The 16,326-nt window shown below is 67.0% G+C and carries 13 protein-coding genes and 1 pseudogene; 8 read left to right on the forward strand and 6 right to left on the reverse strand.

The window, feature by feature from the left end; all coding sequences use genetic code 11:
- The 3 genes from EV674_RS14465 to EV674_RS14475 are packed head-to-tail and all read left to right on the forward strand — an operon-like array spanning position 1 to position 3,370.
- Positions 1-1,377 carry an efflux RND transporter periplasmic adaptor subunit gene (locus tag EV674_RS14465; protein ID WP_119014187.1) on the forward strand — a complete coding sequence of 459 codons (1,377 nt, stop codon included), beginning with the start codon at positions 1-3 and terminating at the stop codon, positions 1,375-1,377.
- Positions 1,374-2,165, forward strand: a complete 792-nt coding sequence (locus tag EV674_RS14470) for an ABC transporter ATP-binding protein (protein ID WP_241524993.1) — start codon at positions 1,374-1,376, stop codon at positions 2,163-2,165. The genes EV674_RS14465 and EV674_RS14470 overlap by 4 nt, the downstream gene beginning before the upstream one ends.
- Positions 2,165-3,370 (forward strand): ABC transporter permease, encoded by a 1,206-nt coding sequence (locus EV674_RS14475; RefSeq protein WP_119014186.1) that lies wholly within the window; start codon positions 2,165-2,167, stop codon positions 3,368-3,370. The genes EV674_RS14470 and EV674_RS14475 overlap by 1 nt, the downstream gene beginning before the upstream one ends.
- Positions 3,371-3,450: 80 nt before the next feature.
- Here the strand turns inward: EV674_RS14475 and EV674_RS14480 are convergent, their stop codons facing one another.
- The gene (locus EV674_RS14480; RefSeq protein WP_119014185.1) at positions 3,451-4,671 is read right to left on the reverse strand and encodes a GGDEF domain-containing protein; all 1,221 of its coding nucleotides are present in this window, start codon (positions 4,669-4,671) and stop codon (positions 3,451-3,453) included.
- A gap of 275 nt (positions 4,672-4,946) precedes the next feature.
- Here EV674_RS14480 and EV674_RS14485 point away from each other — a divergent pair, with 275 nt between their 5' ends.
- Positions 4,947-6,296: a branched-chain amino acid ABC transporter substrate-binding protein gene (locus EV674_RS14485; RefSeq protein ID WP_132750466.1), complete on the forward strand. Its 1,350-nt coding sequence runs from the start codon at positions 4,947-4,949 to the stop codon at positions 6,294-6,296.
- Positions 6,297-6,420: 124 nt separating this feature from the next.
- Here the strand turns inward: EV674_RS14485 and scpB are convergent, their stop codons facing one another.
- From scpB to EV674_RS14510, 5 genes are all read right to left on the reverse strand, one after another.
- The gene (gene scpB / locus EV674_RS14490) at positions 6,421-7,245 is read right to left on the reverse strand and encodes a methylmalonyl-CoA decarboxylase (protein WP_119014184.1); all 825 of its coding nucleotides are present in this window, start codon (positions 7,243-7,245) and stop codon (positions 6,421-6,423) included.
- A gap of 103 nt (positions 7,246-7,348) precedes the next feature.
- Positions 7,349-8,449 (reverse strand): lytic murein transglycosylase B, encoded by a 1,101-nt coding sequence (gene mltB / locus EV674_RS14495; RefSeq protein ID WP_374761695.1) that lies wholly within the window; start codon positions 8,447-8,449, stop codon positions 7,349-7,351.
- Positions 8,450-8,624: 175 nt separating this feature from the next.
- Entirely contained in the window at positions 8,625-10,652 is a 2,028-nt protein-coding gene (locus tag EV674_RS14500; RefSeq protein ID WP_119014217.1) for a transglutaminase TgpA family protein, read from the reverse strand.
- Positions 10,653-10,818: 166 nt separating this feature from the next.
- Positions 10,819-11,862, reverse strand: coding sequence for a DUF58 domain-containing protein (locus tag EV674_RS14505; protein WP_119014183.1), 1,044 nt, complete (start codon positions 11,860-11,862; stop codon positions 10,819-10,821).
- A gap of 11 nt (positions 11,863-11,873) precedes the next feature.
- Entirely contained in the window at positions 11,874-12,794 is a 921-nt protein-coding gene (locus EV674_RS14510; protein ID WP_119014182.1) for an AAA family ATPase, read from the reverse strand.
- A 91-nt stretch (positions 12,795-12,885) separates the two neighbouring features.
- Here EV674_RS14510 and EV674_RS14515 point away from each other — a divergent pair, with 91 nt between their 5' ends.
- From EV674_RS14515 to EV674_RS14530, 4 genes and pseudogenes are all read left to right on the forward strand, one after another.
- Positions 12,886-13,791, forward strand: a complete 906-nt coding sequence (locus EV674_RS14515; RefSeq protein ID WP_132750468.1) for a histone deacetylase family protein — start codon at positions 12,886-12,888, stop codon at positions 13,789-13,791.
- A 72-nt stretch (positions 13,792-13,863) separates the two neighbouring features.
- Positions 13,864-14,667, forward strand: coding sequence for an enoyl-CoA hydratase (locus EV674_RS14520; protein ID WP_119014918.1), 804 nt, complete (start codon positions 13,864-13,866; stop codon positions 14,665-14,667).
- Positions 14,667-16,019, forward strand: a complete 1,353-nt coding sequence (locus EV674_RS14525) for a mechanosensitive ion channel family protein (RefSeq protein WP_119014919.1) — start codon at positions 14,667-14,669, stop codon at positions 16,017-16,019. The genes EV674_RS14520 and EV674_RS14525 overlap by 1 nt, the downstream gene beginning before the upstream one ends.
- 164 nt (positions 16,020-16,183) lie before the next feature.
- Positions 16,184-16,326: pseudogene (locus EV674_RS14530) on the forward strand (electron transfer flavoprotein subunit beta/FixA family protein); the annotation flags it as partial.

Genomic DNA, 16,326 nt, shown 5'->3' on the forward strand with positions numbered 1-16,326 from the left:
ATGACCGAACCTGACAAAAATACCCCTGCTGCCCCTGCCGCCAACCCTGCACCCAGCAAGGCCTCCAGCCCGCCGGGCGCTGGCCTGGACGCCCTGCTGGGCGCGCAGGCCACACGCCGCTGGTGGCAGCGCCCGGTGCTCTGGGTGGGTGTGGCGGGCGTGTTGTTGGCCGCAGGCGGGGGCTATTACTGGCAGGCGCAGCAGCGCGCCAACGCCGCGCCGCGCTATGTGACCGAAGAGGTGCGCCGGGGCAATCTCACGCTCACGGTGTCGGCCAATGGCACGTTGCAGCCCACGCGCTCGGTCAACATTGGCAGCGAACTCTCGGGCACGGTGCGCAGCGTGCGCGTGGACGTGAACGACCAGGTCAAAAAAGGCCAGGTGCTGGTGGAGCTGGACACGGCCAAGCTGTCGGCGCAGGTGCTGCGCTCGCGCGCTTCGCTGGCCGCCGCCCACGCCCGCCTGGCGCAGGCCAACGCCACCACCAAAGAAGCCCGCGCCGGTCTGGGGCGGCTGGAGGAAGTGGCGCGCCTGTCGGGCGGCAAAGTGCCCTCGGCAGCCGAACTGGATGCGGGCCGCGCCGCCCTGGAGCGCGCCTTGGCCGATGAGGCCAGCGCCCGCGCCAGCGTCGAAGACGCCAAAGCCGCGCTGTCCACCGACGAGACCAACTTGTCCAAGGCATCCATCCGCTCGCCCATCGACGGTGTGGTGCTGTCGCGCACCGTGGACCCGGGCAACGCCGTGGCCGCATCGCTGCAAGCCGTGACCTTGTTCACCGTGGCCGAAGACCTGACCCAACTGCAGTTGCAGGTGAATGTGGATGAGGCCGATGTGGGCGTGGTGCAGGTGGGGCAAAAGGCCAGTTTCACGGTCAGCGCCTACCCCTCGCGCCAGTACCCAGCCAAGATCACCCGCGTGGCCTACGGCTCGACCAAGACCGACAACGTGGTCACCTACATCTCCTGGCTGCAGGTGGACAACACCGACCTTAGCCTGCGCCCGGGCATGACGGCGGCGGCCACCATCACCTCCACCGAGAGAAACGACGTGCTGCTGGTGCCCAACACGGCGCTGCGCTTTACGCCTGCCACGCCAGCGGGTGCGGGCCCGGCTGCGGCGGCATCGGGCGGCGGCATCATGTCGCAGCTCATGCCGCGCATGCCCCGCACGGGCGCGCGCCGTGGCGCCGGCAACGCCGACAAGGGCGCCGCCCAGGGCAAAACCCGCCAGCTCTGGGTGCTCCAGGATGGGGCGGCGCAGCCCATCACCGTCACGGTGGGCATCAGCGATGGCCGCATGACCGAGGTCAGCGGCGAGCAGTTGCAGCCCGGCATGGCCGTCATCACCGACCAGCGCGCCGCTGGCGCTGCACCATGAGCACCAGCCACAGCACCGCCGCCAGCGCTGCCCTCAGTGCTGCAACCAACGCCGCCCGCAGCCCCACCAGCGCCACCCCCGAGCAGCCGCTGATCCGCCTGCGCGGTGTGACCAAGGTCTATGGCGAGGGCGCGCTGGCCTTTCAGGCGCTCAAAGGCGTGAACCTGGACATTGCGCGCAGCGACTTCGTGGCCATCATGGGCCCCAGCGGCTCGGGCAAGTCCACGGCCATGAACATGCTCGGTTGCCTCGATCGCCCCACCACAGGCGAGTATTTGTTCCTGGGCGAGCATGTCGAGTCGCTCACGCGCGACCAGCGCGCGCTCTTGCGACGGCGCTACTTCGGCTTTGTGTTTCAGGGCTTCAACCTGCTGGCGCGCACGTCGGCGCAAGAAAACGTCGAGCTGCCGCTGCTGTACCGGGGCGAGAGCGCCAGCAAGCGCCACGGCGCCGCCGCGCGCGCGCTCGACGCTGTCGGCCTCAAGGGCTGGGAGCACCACACGCCCGCCGAGCTGTCGGGGGGCCAGCAGCAGCGCGTGGCCATTGCGCGCGCCATCGTCACCCAGCCCGCCGTGCTACTGGCCGATGAGCCCACCGGCAACCTCGACACCCAGCGCAGCCATGAAATCATGGAGCTGCTCTGGCGGCTCAACCGCGACCAGGGCATCACCGTGCTCATGGTCACGCACGAGGCCGACATGGCCGCGTATGCCCGGCGCATCGTGCGCTTTGTCGATGGCGTGGTCGATAGCGACGCGCCCAACCCCCACCCCGTGGAGGTCTCCTGATGTGGCTTAACACCTTGCTGCTGGCGCTGCGCTCTATCCGGCGCAACCTGATGCGCTCGTTTTTGACCATTTTGGGCATCGTCATTGGCGTCAGCGCCGTCATCACCATGGTCACGTTGGGCAACGGCGCCACCATGGCGGTGCAGAACCAGATTTCTGGTTTGGGCACCAACTTGCTGCAAGTGCGCCCGGGCCAGCGCATGGGGCCGGGCGGCGGTGGCGGCGCACCGGCCTTCAAAGAATCGGATGCGCAGGCCATTGCCCAGCAAATTGGCGGCGTGCTGGCCGTGGCCCCCGAGGCCCGCTCCAGCGGCACCGTGGTGGCCGGTGGCCGCAACTGGAGCACCAGCATCATCGGCAGCACCAACACCTGGCTGCAAACGGGCAACTGGACGGTGCGCACTGGGCGCGAGTTCACCACCGACGAACTGCGCGCAGGCGCCGCCGTGTGCCTGATTGGCGAGACGGTGCGGCGCGAGCTGTTCGGCACGCAAGACCCGGTGGGCGCCCAGATGCGCGTGCGGGCTTTTTCGTGCGAAGTGGTGGGCGTGCTGGGCGCCAAAGGCCAGGGTGCGTTTGGCAACGACCAGGATGACACCGTGCTGATCCCGCTGAACACGCTGCACCGGCGCGTGACCGGCAACACCCGCGTCAACACGCTGCTGGTGTCCATGCAGGACGGCAGCGATCCCGAGCGCGTCAAGGCCAGCCTGACCGAGCTGCTGCGTGAGCGGCGCAAGCTGGCGCAGGCCGATGAGAACAACTTCAGCGTGCTCGATACCAAGCAGCTGGCCGACACCCTCTCGGGCACCACCAAGGTCATGACCATGCTGCTGGGCGCCGTGGCCGCCGTCAGCCTGCTGGTGGGCGGCATCGGCATCATGAACATCATGCTGGTCAGCGTGACCGAGCGCACCCGCGAGATTGGCCTGCGCCTGGCCATCGGTGCCCTGGAGCGCGAGGTGCTGCTGCAATTTTTGATAGAGGCCGTGGTGCTGGCGGCGCTGGGTGGGCTGATCGGCATCGTGCTGGCCACCGGCGCTTCGGTGGTGCTGGCCGGGGTGATGGACGTGCCCTATTTGTTCAGCCCCGGCGTGAATGTGCTGTCGTTTGTATTCTCGGCGGGCATCGGCGTGGTGTTTGGCTACTTTCCCGCCCGGCGCGCTGCGCGCATGGATCCCATCGATGCCCTGCGCCATGAGTGATTTTTGAGTCAAAAGTGGCTCTAGCCCAATAGGAGTGGGCGCAAGCAGCTATCAAAAAAATAGCTTTTTTCTGGTGCAACCTATTTGCCCGGCGCCGCCGCCACCTCGCTGGCCACGCAGACCCGGTTGCGGCCCGTGTTTTTGGCGCGGTAGAGGGCGCTGTCGGCATCGGCAATCAGCACGTTGGCCAGAAAGGGGCCGCTGTTCCAGGTGGCGGCGCCCACGCTGATGGTGATGGGCACGTTGTGCTGCTGCCAGTGAAACGGGCTGTTTTGCACGGCCAGGCGCAGTTGCTCGGCCATGTCGCGGGCACCGTCCAGTGGGGTGTCGGGCAGCAGCATCAGAAATTCTTCACCGCCCCAGCGAGTGACCAGGTCAGAAGCACGGGCGCGGTTTTTCAGCAACCGGGCCAGGGTGCGCAGCACCTGGTCGCCGCCCGCGTGGCCGTGCTGGTCGTTCACTTTCTTGAAGAAGTCGATGTCGATCATCAGCACCGACAGGGGCGTGCGGTGGCGCTGGGCGTGCAGCGCTGCCTGGGTCAGAAACTCGTCGGCGGCGCGGCGGTTGGGCAGGCCGGTCAGGGTGTCGTGCGTGGCCGCCTGGCTGAGCTGGCGCTGGAGCTGGTAGACCACCAGGCCCAGCAGCGCCAGGGCCATGCACAGCGAAATGAACAACCACACCAGCGCGCCCGGCATGCTGATGGACTGGTCGGGTCGCGCGTTGCCCATCAAGCGCTCAGGCGCCAGCAGCACGGTGCTGGCGCGCAGGGCAAACACCATGCTGGCCAGGGCAAAGGGCGCACTCAACACCACCCCCAGCGCCCGGGGTGCCTGGGGCGCCTGGGCGTTTTTCTGGTGGATGCAGCGCAGCACGGTCACGCAGTTCCAGGCGCACAGGCCGCTGAGCAACAAAGAGGTGGCGACAATGCGCCAGACCGATTGCTCTGGCCCCAGCCAGGCACCCTGCACCAGCGCGGCCAGGGCCAGCACGGTGATGAACACCCGGTCAGCGGGCGTTTGTCCTGCCTCCAGTTGCAGCCCCCGCGCTTGCAGCGCAAGCGCCCCTACCATCAGCATGTTGCCGATGGCATACACCGGCACCCCAGGCCAGTGGCTGCTGCTCAGGTAGCCGAAGAAGGCCAGGCCCACCAGCAACGAGAAGGCCGCCCAGTGCAGGGTGGCAACGCGAAAGCGCGGCAGCATGGCCGCAGCCAGTAGCCAGCCCGAGGCCACAAAGCACTCCAGCAGAGCGCTGACCAGCAAGGTGGCGTGTGCGGCAGAGAGGGTGTCCATTGAATCCATGGCAAGGTGGGGCCAGAGCCGTGCCAAGGCCCGGGGCGTTGGCACGGTCTGCCCCAGTGGTGAGCGGTCGGAAAAGCCATGTTAGCGCAGGCCTGAGGCCCTGGCGCTGCGCACGGCGCCACAAATCGTCACCCGATTGGCCCGAAACGACACTGCGTGCGTGGCTACCATCGCCGGGTGCCCGCCTGCTGCATTGGCGGCAGGTGGGCCGTGTTGTGTTGTATCGCCCCGCGCCCTGGGGTTGTTTGGCTGCGATGGCCAAGAAAGTCTTTTTTATGAACTACTCCCTTCGTGTCTCCTTGTGGCCCTTTGCCACGCCGCTGCGCGCCAGCGTGGCCGCTGTGCTGTCAGCCCTGAGCCTGGCCGCTGTGCCCACGCTGGCCAGTGCGCAAGCGCCTGCGGCCCGCCCCGGCGCTGCGGCCAGCGCTGGCGCACCCATCAAGCTGGCGCTGATCGAGAGCCTTTCGGGGCCGTTTGCCAACACGGGCGAGGCGGTGTTTCGCAACATCTTCTGGGCCACCGAGCGGGTGAATGCACGCGGCGGCGTGGCCTTGCCTGCCGCTGCGGGCGGCGCGCGGCCACTGGCCGTGCAGCGCTACGACAGCAAGGGCCAGAACGAAGAGGCCCTGTCGGCCCTGCGCGCGGCCATTGATGACGGCGCCCGCGTGGTCATGCAGGGCAACTCATCGGCCACGGCGGCGGCGCTGCTGGACGCCATCAACAAACACAACGAGCGCGAGCCGGGCAAGCGCGTGCTGTTTTTGAACTACTCCGCCGTCGATCCCATCCTGACCAACGAAAAGTGCAGCTTCTGGCACTTTCGCTTTGACGCCCACGCCGACATGCGCATGGCCGCCCTGATGGAAGTGGTGCGCGAGGACAAGGCCCTGAAAAGCGTGTACCTGATTGGCCAGGACTACAGCTTTGGCCAGGCCGTGCTGCGCGAGGCCAAAAAACAGCTGGCCGCCCAGCGCCCCGATGTGGCCGTGGTGGGCGACGAGCTGCACCCCGTGGGCCGCGTCAAAGACTTTGCGCCCTACGCCGTCAAGATCAAGGCCAGTGGCGCGCAGGCCGTGGTCACGGGCAACTGGGGCAATGATTTGACGCTGCTGGTCAAGGCCGCGCGCGAGGTGGGTTTTGATGGCAGCTTCTACACCTTCTACGGCAACGCCCTGGGGGCCCCGGCGGCCATTGGCGATGCGGGCGTGGGCAAGGTGGTGGCCGTGGCCGACTGGCTGCCCAACGTGCCGGGCGCGCAAAGCGAGGCGTTCTACCAGTCGTTCCGTGAGCGCTTTCCCAAGCCGCAGGACGATTACGTCCACATGCGCATGCAGCTGATGGTAGAGACGCTGGCGCAGTCCATCACCCGCGCGGGCAGCCTGGACACCGTGGCCGTGGCCCGCCAGATGGAGCAAGCCAGCGTGCAGCTGGCCGGGCGCAGCGGTGCCATGCGCGCCGCCGACCACCAGTTCCAGCAGCCGCTGGTGGTGGGCGTGATGGACAAGCAGGGCCAGCCGGGCGTGAGGTTTGACGTCGAAGGCTCGGGCTACGGTTTCCGGGTGGTGCGCGATATTCCAGCGGCCAAAACCCAGCAGCCGCACAGCTGCAACATGCAGCGATTTTGAGGCTGGGTCGCTGATTTTGCTCCTGGTTTGATAGCTGTTGGCGCTTGCTGTGCAAGGGTTGGCGGCTTATTTGGCTTGCATCAAGGCCAGAGGGCCGGAGGTGCGCCGTGCCGCAGCCGGGCGCTCAGTCGCCCTGGTAATGCGGCGGGCGCTTTTGTTTGAACGCCTGAATGCCCTCGGCGTAGTCGTGGCTGTTGTAGACCACGCGGCGCAGGCTCTGGATGCGCTCAAAGTCGTTGGCCGAGACGGCGTTGGCGCTGGACAGAATGCGCAGCTGCTCTTTCATCACGCCCACGGCCAGCGGGGCGTTGTGGGCGATGGTGCGGGCCATGTCAAACACATGGGCCGTGATGTGTTCTGACGGCACCACCGCGTTGATCACGCCCTGGCGCTCCAGCCGGGCGGCGCTCATGGGGCTGCCGGTGAAGAGCATTTCTTTGGCGATGTGCGGCGGCGCCACGTTCAGAAAAGTGAGCAGGCCGGTGACGTTGTAGGGCACGCCCAGTTTGGCCGGTGTGGCGGCAAAGGTGGCTTCGGGTGTGGCAATCACCATGTCGCAGGCAAACACCAGCTCGCAGGCGCCGCCCCAGACGCCGCCTTCAATCAGCGCCACCACGGGGCCCGGAAACAGCTCCACCTCGCGGATCACGGTGCGCAGCGAGTCTTGCCAGCTCAGCGGGTCTTGGCCGCCTTCAGGCAGCTCGCTCACATCGTGGCCCGCCGACCACACCCTGGCGCCGGGCGCCGCGCGGATCACGGTGACGCGCACGCCCTGGGCCTTGAACTGGTGCAGCGCCTGGATGATCTCTTGCACCATCTGCTCGGACAAAGCGTTGCGCTTGCTGGGGTGGTCGAGGGTGATGGTGCCTATGGCGTCGTTGATCTCGGTCTGGATCCGCGTGGGGCCGGTGGGGGTGGCAGAAACCTGTAGCGGGGACGTTGTGTGCATGAAAAGCGGTGTGTAGGTGCTGGCGGGCAAGACGATCTTGCGGTCAGATGGCGTCCATTATCCGCAGCCCCTGTGTCGTTGCGATGAATGCGCCCGCCACCCGCTAACGGGCGCCCGCCCTGGCCTGCGCCACGGCCTGGCCCAGCTCGATCACCGCCAGGGCGTAGTAGCTTGACCAGTTGTAGCGCGTGATGGCGTAGAAGTTCTCGGTGCCGGCCACGTAGCTGGGGGCGCCATCGCCGTTTTGCAGCTCTACCAGGGCCAGCGGGCCGCTGTGCTGGGCGCCTGTGCCTTGCACGATGGCGCCTTTGGCGGCCATGCTGGCGGCGCTGAAGGTGGGCAGGATGTCGGGCGCCAGCAGGGTGTCCATGTCGGCGCCTGCCGGGTCAAAACTGACGGCGTAGTGCGTGGGCATGCCCGACGTCCAGCCGTGGGCGATGAAGTAGTTGGCCACCGAGGCGATGGCGTCTTCAGCGCTGCCAAACAGGTCGATCTGGCCATCGCCATTGCCATCGACGGCGTAGCGCGCCCAGCTCGACGGCATGAATTGGCCCAGGCCCATGGCCCCGGCGTAGCTGCCGCGCGGCGCAAAGGGGTCGGTGCCGTTGCGCTGGACCAGGCTCAAGAACTGCTCCAGCTCGCGCCGGAAGAATTCGCTGCGGGCCTGCGCGCGCGGGTGCGCATCAGGAAAGTCAAAGGCCAGCGTGGCCAGCGCATCGATCACGCGGAAGTTGCCCATCTGCTGGCCGTAGATGGTTTCCACGCCAATGATGCCGACGATGATGTCGGCGGGCACGCCGTACTCGCGCTCGGCCCGGGCCAGGGCGGCGCTGTTTTTTTGCCAGAAGCGCACGCCCGCGCGGATGCGGATCGGCTCGACAAAGCGGCTTTTGTAAGCGGCCCAGTTCTTGGCCGTGCCCTGCGTGGGCGGCAGCACCAGCTTGGGCACTTGCGCCAGAAAGCGCGCCTGGCCCAGCGTGGCGCGCACCCATTCGGGGTCGAGGTCGCGCCGCACGGCCAGGTCGTCGGCAAACTGCATGGCGTCGGGGCGCTGGGCGTAGGGCGTGCTGCCTTGCACGGTGCGGCTGGCGGCGCTGGGGGGTGGGTTTTTAGAAGCCTTTTGGGCCATAGCGCCCGTGGACAGGGCGCTACCAGCTATCAAAAAAAGAGCGAGAGAGAGGGGTTTGAGCATGGCTTTCATCATCAGGGGGGGGCGGAGCTAGTGTCGTGTCAATGCCCAACTGGCGGGATTGCACAAAGTCATCGGCGCGCAGCGCAAGGCGCAGGCCGCAGCCCATGCTGGGGCATGGACAAGGACTGCAACGCCGCGCTGCGTGGCGAGGACGAGTGCAAACCGACAGTTGGGCATTGACACGGCACTAGGGCCAGCGCAGGGTGCGCAGCTGGCGCCGCAGTGCGGCAAGGTGGGTGGTGCTGGCGCTGCCGGGGGCATAGCGCGATTGTTCCCATTGCAGCAGCCAGGCGCACAGGGCGTCGGCGCTGGGGCCAAAGTGGGCGCGGGCCTGGGCGGCCAGGGTGCGCGGCGGGGTGCTGTCGGGCAGCGTGAGCCCGGCGCGGGCCAGGCGCTGGCGCACCTGGGCCAGCAGGCGCAGCCAGGGGTCGTGCTGGCGGCGCTCCCACAGCGTCCAGAGCGCACCGATGAGGGCGGCTGCGCCCACCAGGCCCGCCAGGGCGCGCACCAGGTCTTGCCAGCTGGGCGATTCAAACCCCAATGCTTTAAGCAAATCGAGCTGGCGGCTTTGCGTGTAGTTCAGCACCCACTGGTTCCAGTGGTTGTTCAGGGCTTCCCAGGTGGCGCGCAGGCGCTGGGCCATGCCGGGGCTGATCATGGCGCCCATGGCCTCGCCCAGCACGCCGCGCGGCGCCTGCAAGCGCTGAAACTGCCCGATGCGGCCCGGCGACACGGCGCCCGTGGGGTCTACCCGCACCCAGCCGCGCTCAGGAGCCCAGACCTCGGCCCAGGCGTGGGCATCGCTTTGGCGCACCGTCCAGTAGCCATCGACCGGGTTGCGCTCGCCGCCCTGGTAGCCGGTGACGATGCGCGCCGGCGCACCCGCCGCACGCATCAGCACCACAAAGGCCGAGGCGATGTGCTCGCAAAAGCCTGCTTTGCGGTCGAACCAGAACTCGTCGGCGGTGTGTTCGCCGTACACGCCGGGCTCCAGCGTGTACTGGTAGCCGCCGGTGCGCAGGCGCTGCAATGCTGCGTCAATCAGCGCCAGCGTGCCGCCGCTGGCCACGGCGGGGCTGGCGCGCAGCTCTTGTGCCAGCGCCAGGGTACGGGGGTTGAAGCCAGGCGGCAAATCGGTCAGGGCGCGCAGCTGCGCCGTGGAGCGCTGTGGGCCGTGGCGAAACTGCGGGTAGCTCACGGCGCTGTAGCGCACCACGTCGGTGAGCGGGCGGGTGCTGAGCCATTGCAGCTCGGGTGTCATGAAGGCGCCCATGCCGGTGAGGGTGGGCTTGTCGGGCGTGGCGTCCAGCACCATCAGCCAGGGGCGTTTTTGCGGCTCCAGGGTGACGGCGTAGCGCACGGGTTCGCCCTGCACCTGCAAATCAGCGGGTGGTGCCATGCGGCCTGACCAGTTGAGGGCGCCGGGCAGCGTGGTGGCCTGCCACTCGCGCCCGTCAAATTGCGACAGCACCGGCCCGCGAAAGTACAGCTGCGACTGCGGCGGCGCGGCATTGCCCGGGCCTTCGAACCGCACGCGCAGGGCCACGCTGTCGTCCAGCGCCAGTTGCGCAATGCTGCCCACCTGCATGCTGCCCGAGAGGCCGCTGCGAGCGCTCAGGGTGTCGCCCGGCATGCCCCACAGCGGCGCCATGCGCGGAAACAGCACAAACAGCGCCAGCATGATGGGTGCGCCCAGCAGCGCCATGGTGCCCGCCGTGCGCAGCGATTGCGCCAGCGGCGGGCGCCCCACCGGCATGTGCGCGTTGACCAGCGCCGTCAGCAGCCCCAGCAGCGCGATCAGCATGGCCACGGCAGTGGGCAGCGATTGCGAGAAGAAGAAGTTGCTGAGCATGGTGAAAAAGCCCAGAAAGAAAATCACCAGGGCATCGCGCCGGGCGCGGGCCTCCAGCGTTTTCAGGGCCAGCAGCACCACGACCAGCGCCACCCCCGCTTCGCGGCCCAGGATGGTGCGGTGGGTGACCAGCGTGGCGCCCACGGCCAGGGCCAGCAGGGCCAGCAGCACCCAGCGGTGGGGCAGGGGCCGGGCCGTCCAGGCCAGCCAGCCGCGCCACAGCAGCAGGCCAGCGGCCAGCGCGCTGGTCCACAGTGGCAGGTGGCCCGCCTGCGGCGCAATCACCCAGGCAATCACGGCGAGCAGGAACAGCGTGTCGCGCGCATCACGCGGCAGGCTGGCAAGGGTCTGGCGCAGGCTCATGGCAGGCGGTGCAGGCGGGGGCCGCCAGCGCTGGCGGCGGGGCGGGGCAGGCGAGGGCGTTGCTGGCAGCATGCGCCCTGCGATTTGCTATTAAATAAATATCTTCTTGCGCTTATCTGACGGGGGCTAGAGGCCATTTTCATGCTTCATCTGGGGATGGGGCTGTTCAGCACAGTGCCAGCGCTTCGAGGCAGCGCTGGCGCTGGGCGGCGCCACTGCCCTGGGCGATCTCGGTGCCGGGCAGGCGCAGGCCGTAGTCCAGGCCCAGCCGGTCGGCTTGCAGCACCCAGGCGGTCAGGCGCGAGATGCGCGCTTCGGGGTCGGACAGGCCGGTGCGCTCGGGCGAGAGCCACAGGGCGTGGCGCTGGGTGTGCTGGGCGTCGCGGCTGACCAGCGCGTCGCTGCCGCTGGCCAGGGCCTGCGCGGCTTTTTTCCAGACCACCAGTTGCAGCGGGTCGCCCCGGCGGTAGGCGCGCACGCCTTCAAACTCGCCCGCGCCCTGGCTGGAGGCGCTGCCTGCGCCACCGGGGTGCGGTGTGCCCGGCGGCAGCGGCGGGGCACCAGCCTCGGGGGCGGGGTACACCAGCACCTGCGCGGCCGGGCGCCACACCGTCCAGACGCGGAAGGTGCCCAGCGGAAAGCGCGTCTCCGCCGTGAGCGTGGGCACGCGGTGCAACCCCCGGCGCGTGGGCGTGAAAGCCACTTCCACCTGCGCGTTGCCCTGGGCGGGCACGTCCGTCCAGGCCCAGTGGCCGCTGCCATGCACGGCCAGCGCAATGCCAAAGCGCGGGCTGCGCCGCTCGCTGGCCAGTTGCACTTGCAGCAGCGTGCTGTGGCCCAGAAACTGGGGCTCGGGCGGCGCCAGGTGCAGCGTCAGGCCGCGTAGCGTGGCATGGCAGATGTGCATGCCCACCACGGCGCTGCCAGCCAGCAAAAACGTGAGCAGGTAGCCCAGGTTGAGCTGGAAGTTGATGGACGCAATCAGCAGCACCAGCAGCGTCAGCGCCAGCATCCAGCCCGGGCCGGTGGGCAGGATATAGACGTTGCGCTGGGTCAGCAGCGTGGTGTCGGTCAGCGGCAGGCGCGCTTGCCACCAGCGGTCAAAGCGCTGGCGCAGGGCACTGAGTGGGCGGCGGGCGACCCCGGTTGGCGCGGTGCGGGTGGCGTGCGGTGTGCGCAGGGGGGCGGTGGCGGCGCTGGCTGGGTGCATGGGCCGTGTGCTCACGGCAGGGGAACAGCGTCCACCATGGCGCGCACTTGTTCGACCGCACCCCGGCCTGCGCTGCCTACGGGCACCAGGCGGTGGGCGATGGTCTGGGCGATGATGGCCTGCACATCGTCGGGCGCTACGTAATCGCGCCCGCTGATCAACGCCTGTGCCTTGGCTGCACGCACCAGTGCAATGCCCGCGCGCGGCGACAAGCCCTGCACAAACCAGCGGCCCGAGCGCGTGGCGGCAATCAGGTCTTGCACGTAATTCAACAGCGGCTCGGCGGTGTGGATGGCCAGCACCTGCCGTTGTAGCTGCGCCAGCTCATCGCCCGAGAGCTGCGGCAGCATGGAGCCCACCATGTCGCGCCGGTCGGTGCCCGCCAGCAGCAGGCGCTCGGCAGCGCGGTCGGGGTAGCCCAGCGAGATGCGCATCAAAAAGCGATCGAGCTGCGACTCGGGCAGCGCATAGGTGCCCAGCTGGTCTTGCGGGTTTTGCGTGGCAATCACGAAGAAGGGCTGCGGCAGGGCGCGGGTTTCGCCCTCCACCGAGACCTGCTTTTCTTCCATGGCTTCGAGCAGGGCGCTTTGCGTTTTGGGGCTGGCGCGGTTGATCTCGTCGGCCAGCAGCACCTGCGTGAACACCGGGCCGGGGTGGAACACAAAAGCCTCTTTGCCGCGCTCATACACCGACACGCCGATCAGGTCGCTGGGCATGAGGTCGGCAGTGAACTGCACGCGCGCAAACTGCAGCCCGAACGCATGGGCCAGCGCGTGCGACAGCGTGGTTTTGCCCACCCCCGGAACGTCCTCGATCAGCAGGTGTCCGCCCGCCAGCAGGCAGGCTACGCAGTCTTGTACGCGAGCGTTTTTGCCCACAATCACCGTGTTAAGCTGATCCAAAAGCGATTTGATTTTGTGCTGTGCATGCATGGCGTGACGTTATCCGAAAAAAATGACCGATGGAGGCAAGACTGTGAGCAAGACGGGCTATTTCACACACCGCGATTGTTGGAAACACGAAATGGGGCCGGGGCACCCGGAGTGCCCCGAACGGCTGGACGCCATTGAAGACCGCTTGCTGATCACGGGCCTGGGCGACGCCCTGGAGCGTTATGAGGCCCCCGAAGCCGCGCTGGCCGATATCGAGCTGGCCCATGGCCGCTTGCACATTGCGTCCCTGCGCGGCCTGACCGATTGGCTGCGCGAAGAAGTTGAGGCGGGCGGCCCCAGCCATACCCAGGTCGATCCCGACACCTCCATCAACGTACACACCTGGAAGGCTGCGCTGCGCTCTGCCGGTGCCGCCCTGGCCGCCACCGACGCCGTGATGGCAGGCGAGATCAGCAACGCCTTTTGCGCCGTGCGCCCGCCTGGCCACCACGCCTGCCGCGACAAGGCCATGGGGTTTTGCTTCTTCAACAACGTGGCCATTGCCGCCAAGTACGCGCTGCAACGCTACAACCTGCAACGCGTGGCCGTGATCGACTTTGACGTACACCACGGCAACGGCACCGAGGACATCCTGGCGGGCGACGATCGCGCGCTGATGGTGAGCTTTTTTCAGCACCCGTTCTTCCCGTACAGCGGCGACCAGAACCCGGCTTCCAACATGCTCAACGTGCCCGTGGCCGCTTACACGCGCGGCATGGATGTGCGCGAAATCATCGAGATGACCTGGATGCCGCGCCTGGAGGCCTTCGAGCCCGAGATGATCTTCATCAGCGCCGGTTTTGACGCCCACCGCGAAGACGACATGGGCCAATTGGGCTTGGTCGAGCAAGATTACGCCTGGATCACGCACCGCATTGTGGACGTGGCCCGGCGTTTCTCCAAAGGCCGTATCGTTTCGTGCCTGGAAGGCGGCTACATGCCCAGCGCCCTGGCGCGCAGCGTCGAGGCGCACCTGCGGGTGCTGGCCGACCTGTGATGCAGGCGCGGGCCGTGCCCATTTTCGGCAGCGCTTTGCGCTGCTTTTTTGCTATCAGCTTCTTGAAACACCATGACACCTGACACCTCTGGCGCCGATCAGGCGGCACCGCTGCATGTGCAGCGCGATGCGCGCGGCGTAGTCACCCTGACCCTGAACGACCCGGCACGCTTCAATGCCCTGGGTGGCGAGATGCTGGCGGCGCTACAACAGGCGCTGGACGATGTAGCCCGCGATGAGTCAGCGCGCGTGGTGGTGCTGGCGGCGCAGGGCAAGGCGTTTTGTGCCGGTCACAACCTCAAAGAAATGGCGGCCCACCCCGATCTGGCCTGGTACCAGCGCCTGTTTTCCCAGTGCAGCCGCGTGATGCTCAGCATCCACCAGCTGCCCGTGCCAGTGATTGCCCAGGTGCAGGGCATGGCCACGGCAGCGGGTTGTCAGCTGGTGGCCCAGTGCGACCTGGCAGTGGCCGCAGAGCACGCCACTTTTGCCACCAGCGGCATCCACTACGGCCTGTTTTGCGCCACGCCCAGCGTGCCCTTGGTGCGCAACGTACCGGCCAAGCGCGCCATGGAAATGCTGTTGACCGGCGACTTCATTGACGCGCCCACCGCGCTGGCGCAAGGCCTGCTCAACCGGGTGGTACCTGCCGCGAACCTGTCCGCTGAGGTGGAGCAACTCGTCCAGTCCATCCTCGATAAACCCCGCGTGGCCGTGGCCATGGGCAAGGCCCTGGTGTACCAGCAGCGCGAGCTGGGCATGGGCGCGGCGTACCAGTTGGCGGGCCAGACCATGGCCGCCAACATGATGGATGCGGCTGCGCAAGAAGGCGCGCAGGCATTTGCTGAAAAACGCCGTCCTTCCTGGAAGGCGTGATGGCCCAGGGTAAAAACGCCCCGATGTTTGACGATGTGGGGCGCTGGTTCCAGTCGTTCCTGCATCCCACGGTGTTGATTGAGCTGGGCACCCTGGCCGGTTGCACTGTGCTGGCCTGGCTGGTGGTGTCGGGGCTGCGGCAGGCGCTGCACAGGGGCGATTCGCGCTCCATCCTGTTTGGCCGCAAGGTGCTCGATGGCGTGCTGTTTCCACTCACGCTGCTGGGGCTGGTGTACCTGGCGCAGGCTGTGTTGCTGCAATGGATTGCGGTGGCCGCGTTCAAGGTCGCCATTCCGGTGCTGGTGGCGCTGGTGGTGATCCGCGTGGGCGTCAAGGTGTTGCAGGCGGCGTTTCCGCAGTCGCCCTGGGTGCGGCCCATAGAGCGCACGCTGTCGTGGCTGGCCTGGCTGGCCATGGTGCTGTGGGTCACGGGCTTGTTGCCGCTGGTGTTGCAAGACCTGGACGACATCACCTGGAAAGTGGGCGGCACCACCATGTCGGTGCGCACCATGATCGAAGGATTGGTCACGGCGGCAGCCGTGCTGATCGCCACCCTGTGGATTTCATCGAGCATTGAAGCGCGGTTTTTGCGCTCTGCCACCGGCAGCGAGCTGTCGGTGCGCAAGGCGCTGAGCAACGCCACCCGCGCGCTGCTGTTGTTTGTCGGCCTGATTACCGCGTTGTCGGTGGTGGGCATAGACCTGACGGCGCTGTCCGTGCTGGGCGGGGCCGTGGGCGTGGGCATTGGCTTTGGGTTGCAAAAACTGGCCGCCAACTACGTGAGTGGTTTTGTCATCCTGGCCGAGCGCAGTGTGCGCATTGGTGACAACGTGCGCGTCGATGGCTTTGAGGGTCGCATTACCGACATCACGGGCCGCTACACCCTGATCCGCTCGGGCATTGGACGCGAATCCATCGTGCCCAATGAAATGCTGATCACCCAGCGGGTAGAAAACTTCTCGCTGGCCGATCCACGCGTGTGGCACTCCACTGTGGTCAGTGTGGCCTATGGCAGCGATGTCGATCTGGTGATGCGGTTGTTGTCTGAGGCGGCACTGGCCAGCGAGCGTGTACTGCGTGAGCCTGCGCCCAGCGTTTCGCTGTCGGCGTTTGGCGCCGATGGGCTGGAGTTCACCGTAGGTTTCTGGATTGCCGATCCCGAAAACGGTTTGCTGGGCCTGCGCTCACAAATCAATTTGGCGATTCTGCGTTCGCTGCAAGTCCATGGCATTGACATTCCGTACCCGCAGCGCGTTGTGCATGTGGTGGGCGAGCAGCCGACCACGCCTGCAGCCTGGAAAAATGCTGTGCCGCAGCAGACCCCAGATCTGCCGCGCGAAGGCACAGAGTGAATGCAAGTAGCCACTGCTGGCCTATAATTCAAGAAAAGAACGACCGTTCGTTTTTTGTCAGAACCCACCCTTGGGAAAATGCATAGCCGATGTGCTGCGGTGCGGCATAAAATGGTTTGGTTTACGTCAACGTCAATTCAATCAACTCTCTAGGAGCCGCTGCAATGAAGGTTTTGGTCCCTGTCAAGCGCGTGGTGGACTACAACGTGAAAGTCCGCGTCAAATCGGACAACACGGGTGTGGACATCGCCAACGTCAAGATGAGCATGAACCCCTTTGACGAAATCGCCGTCGAAGAGGCCGTGCG

It is taken from the genome of Simplicispira metamorpha, from assembly GCF_004341365.1.
Taxonomy (GTDB): Bacteria; Pseudomonadota; Gammaproteobacteria; order Burkholderiales; family Burkholderiaceae_C; genus Simplicispira; species Simplicispira metamorpha.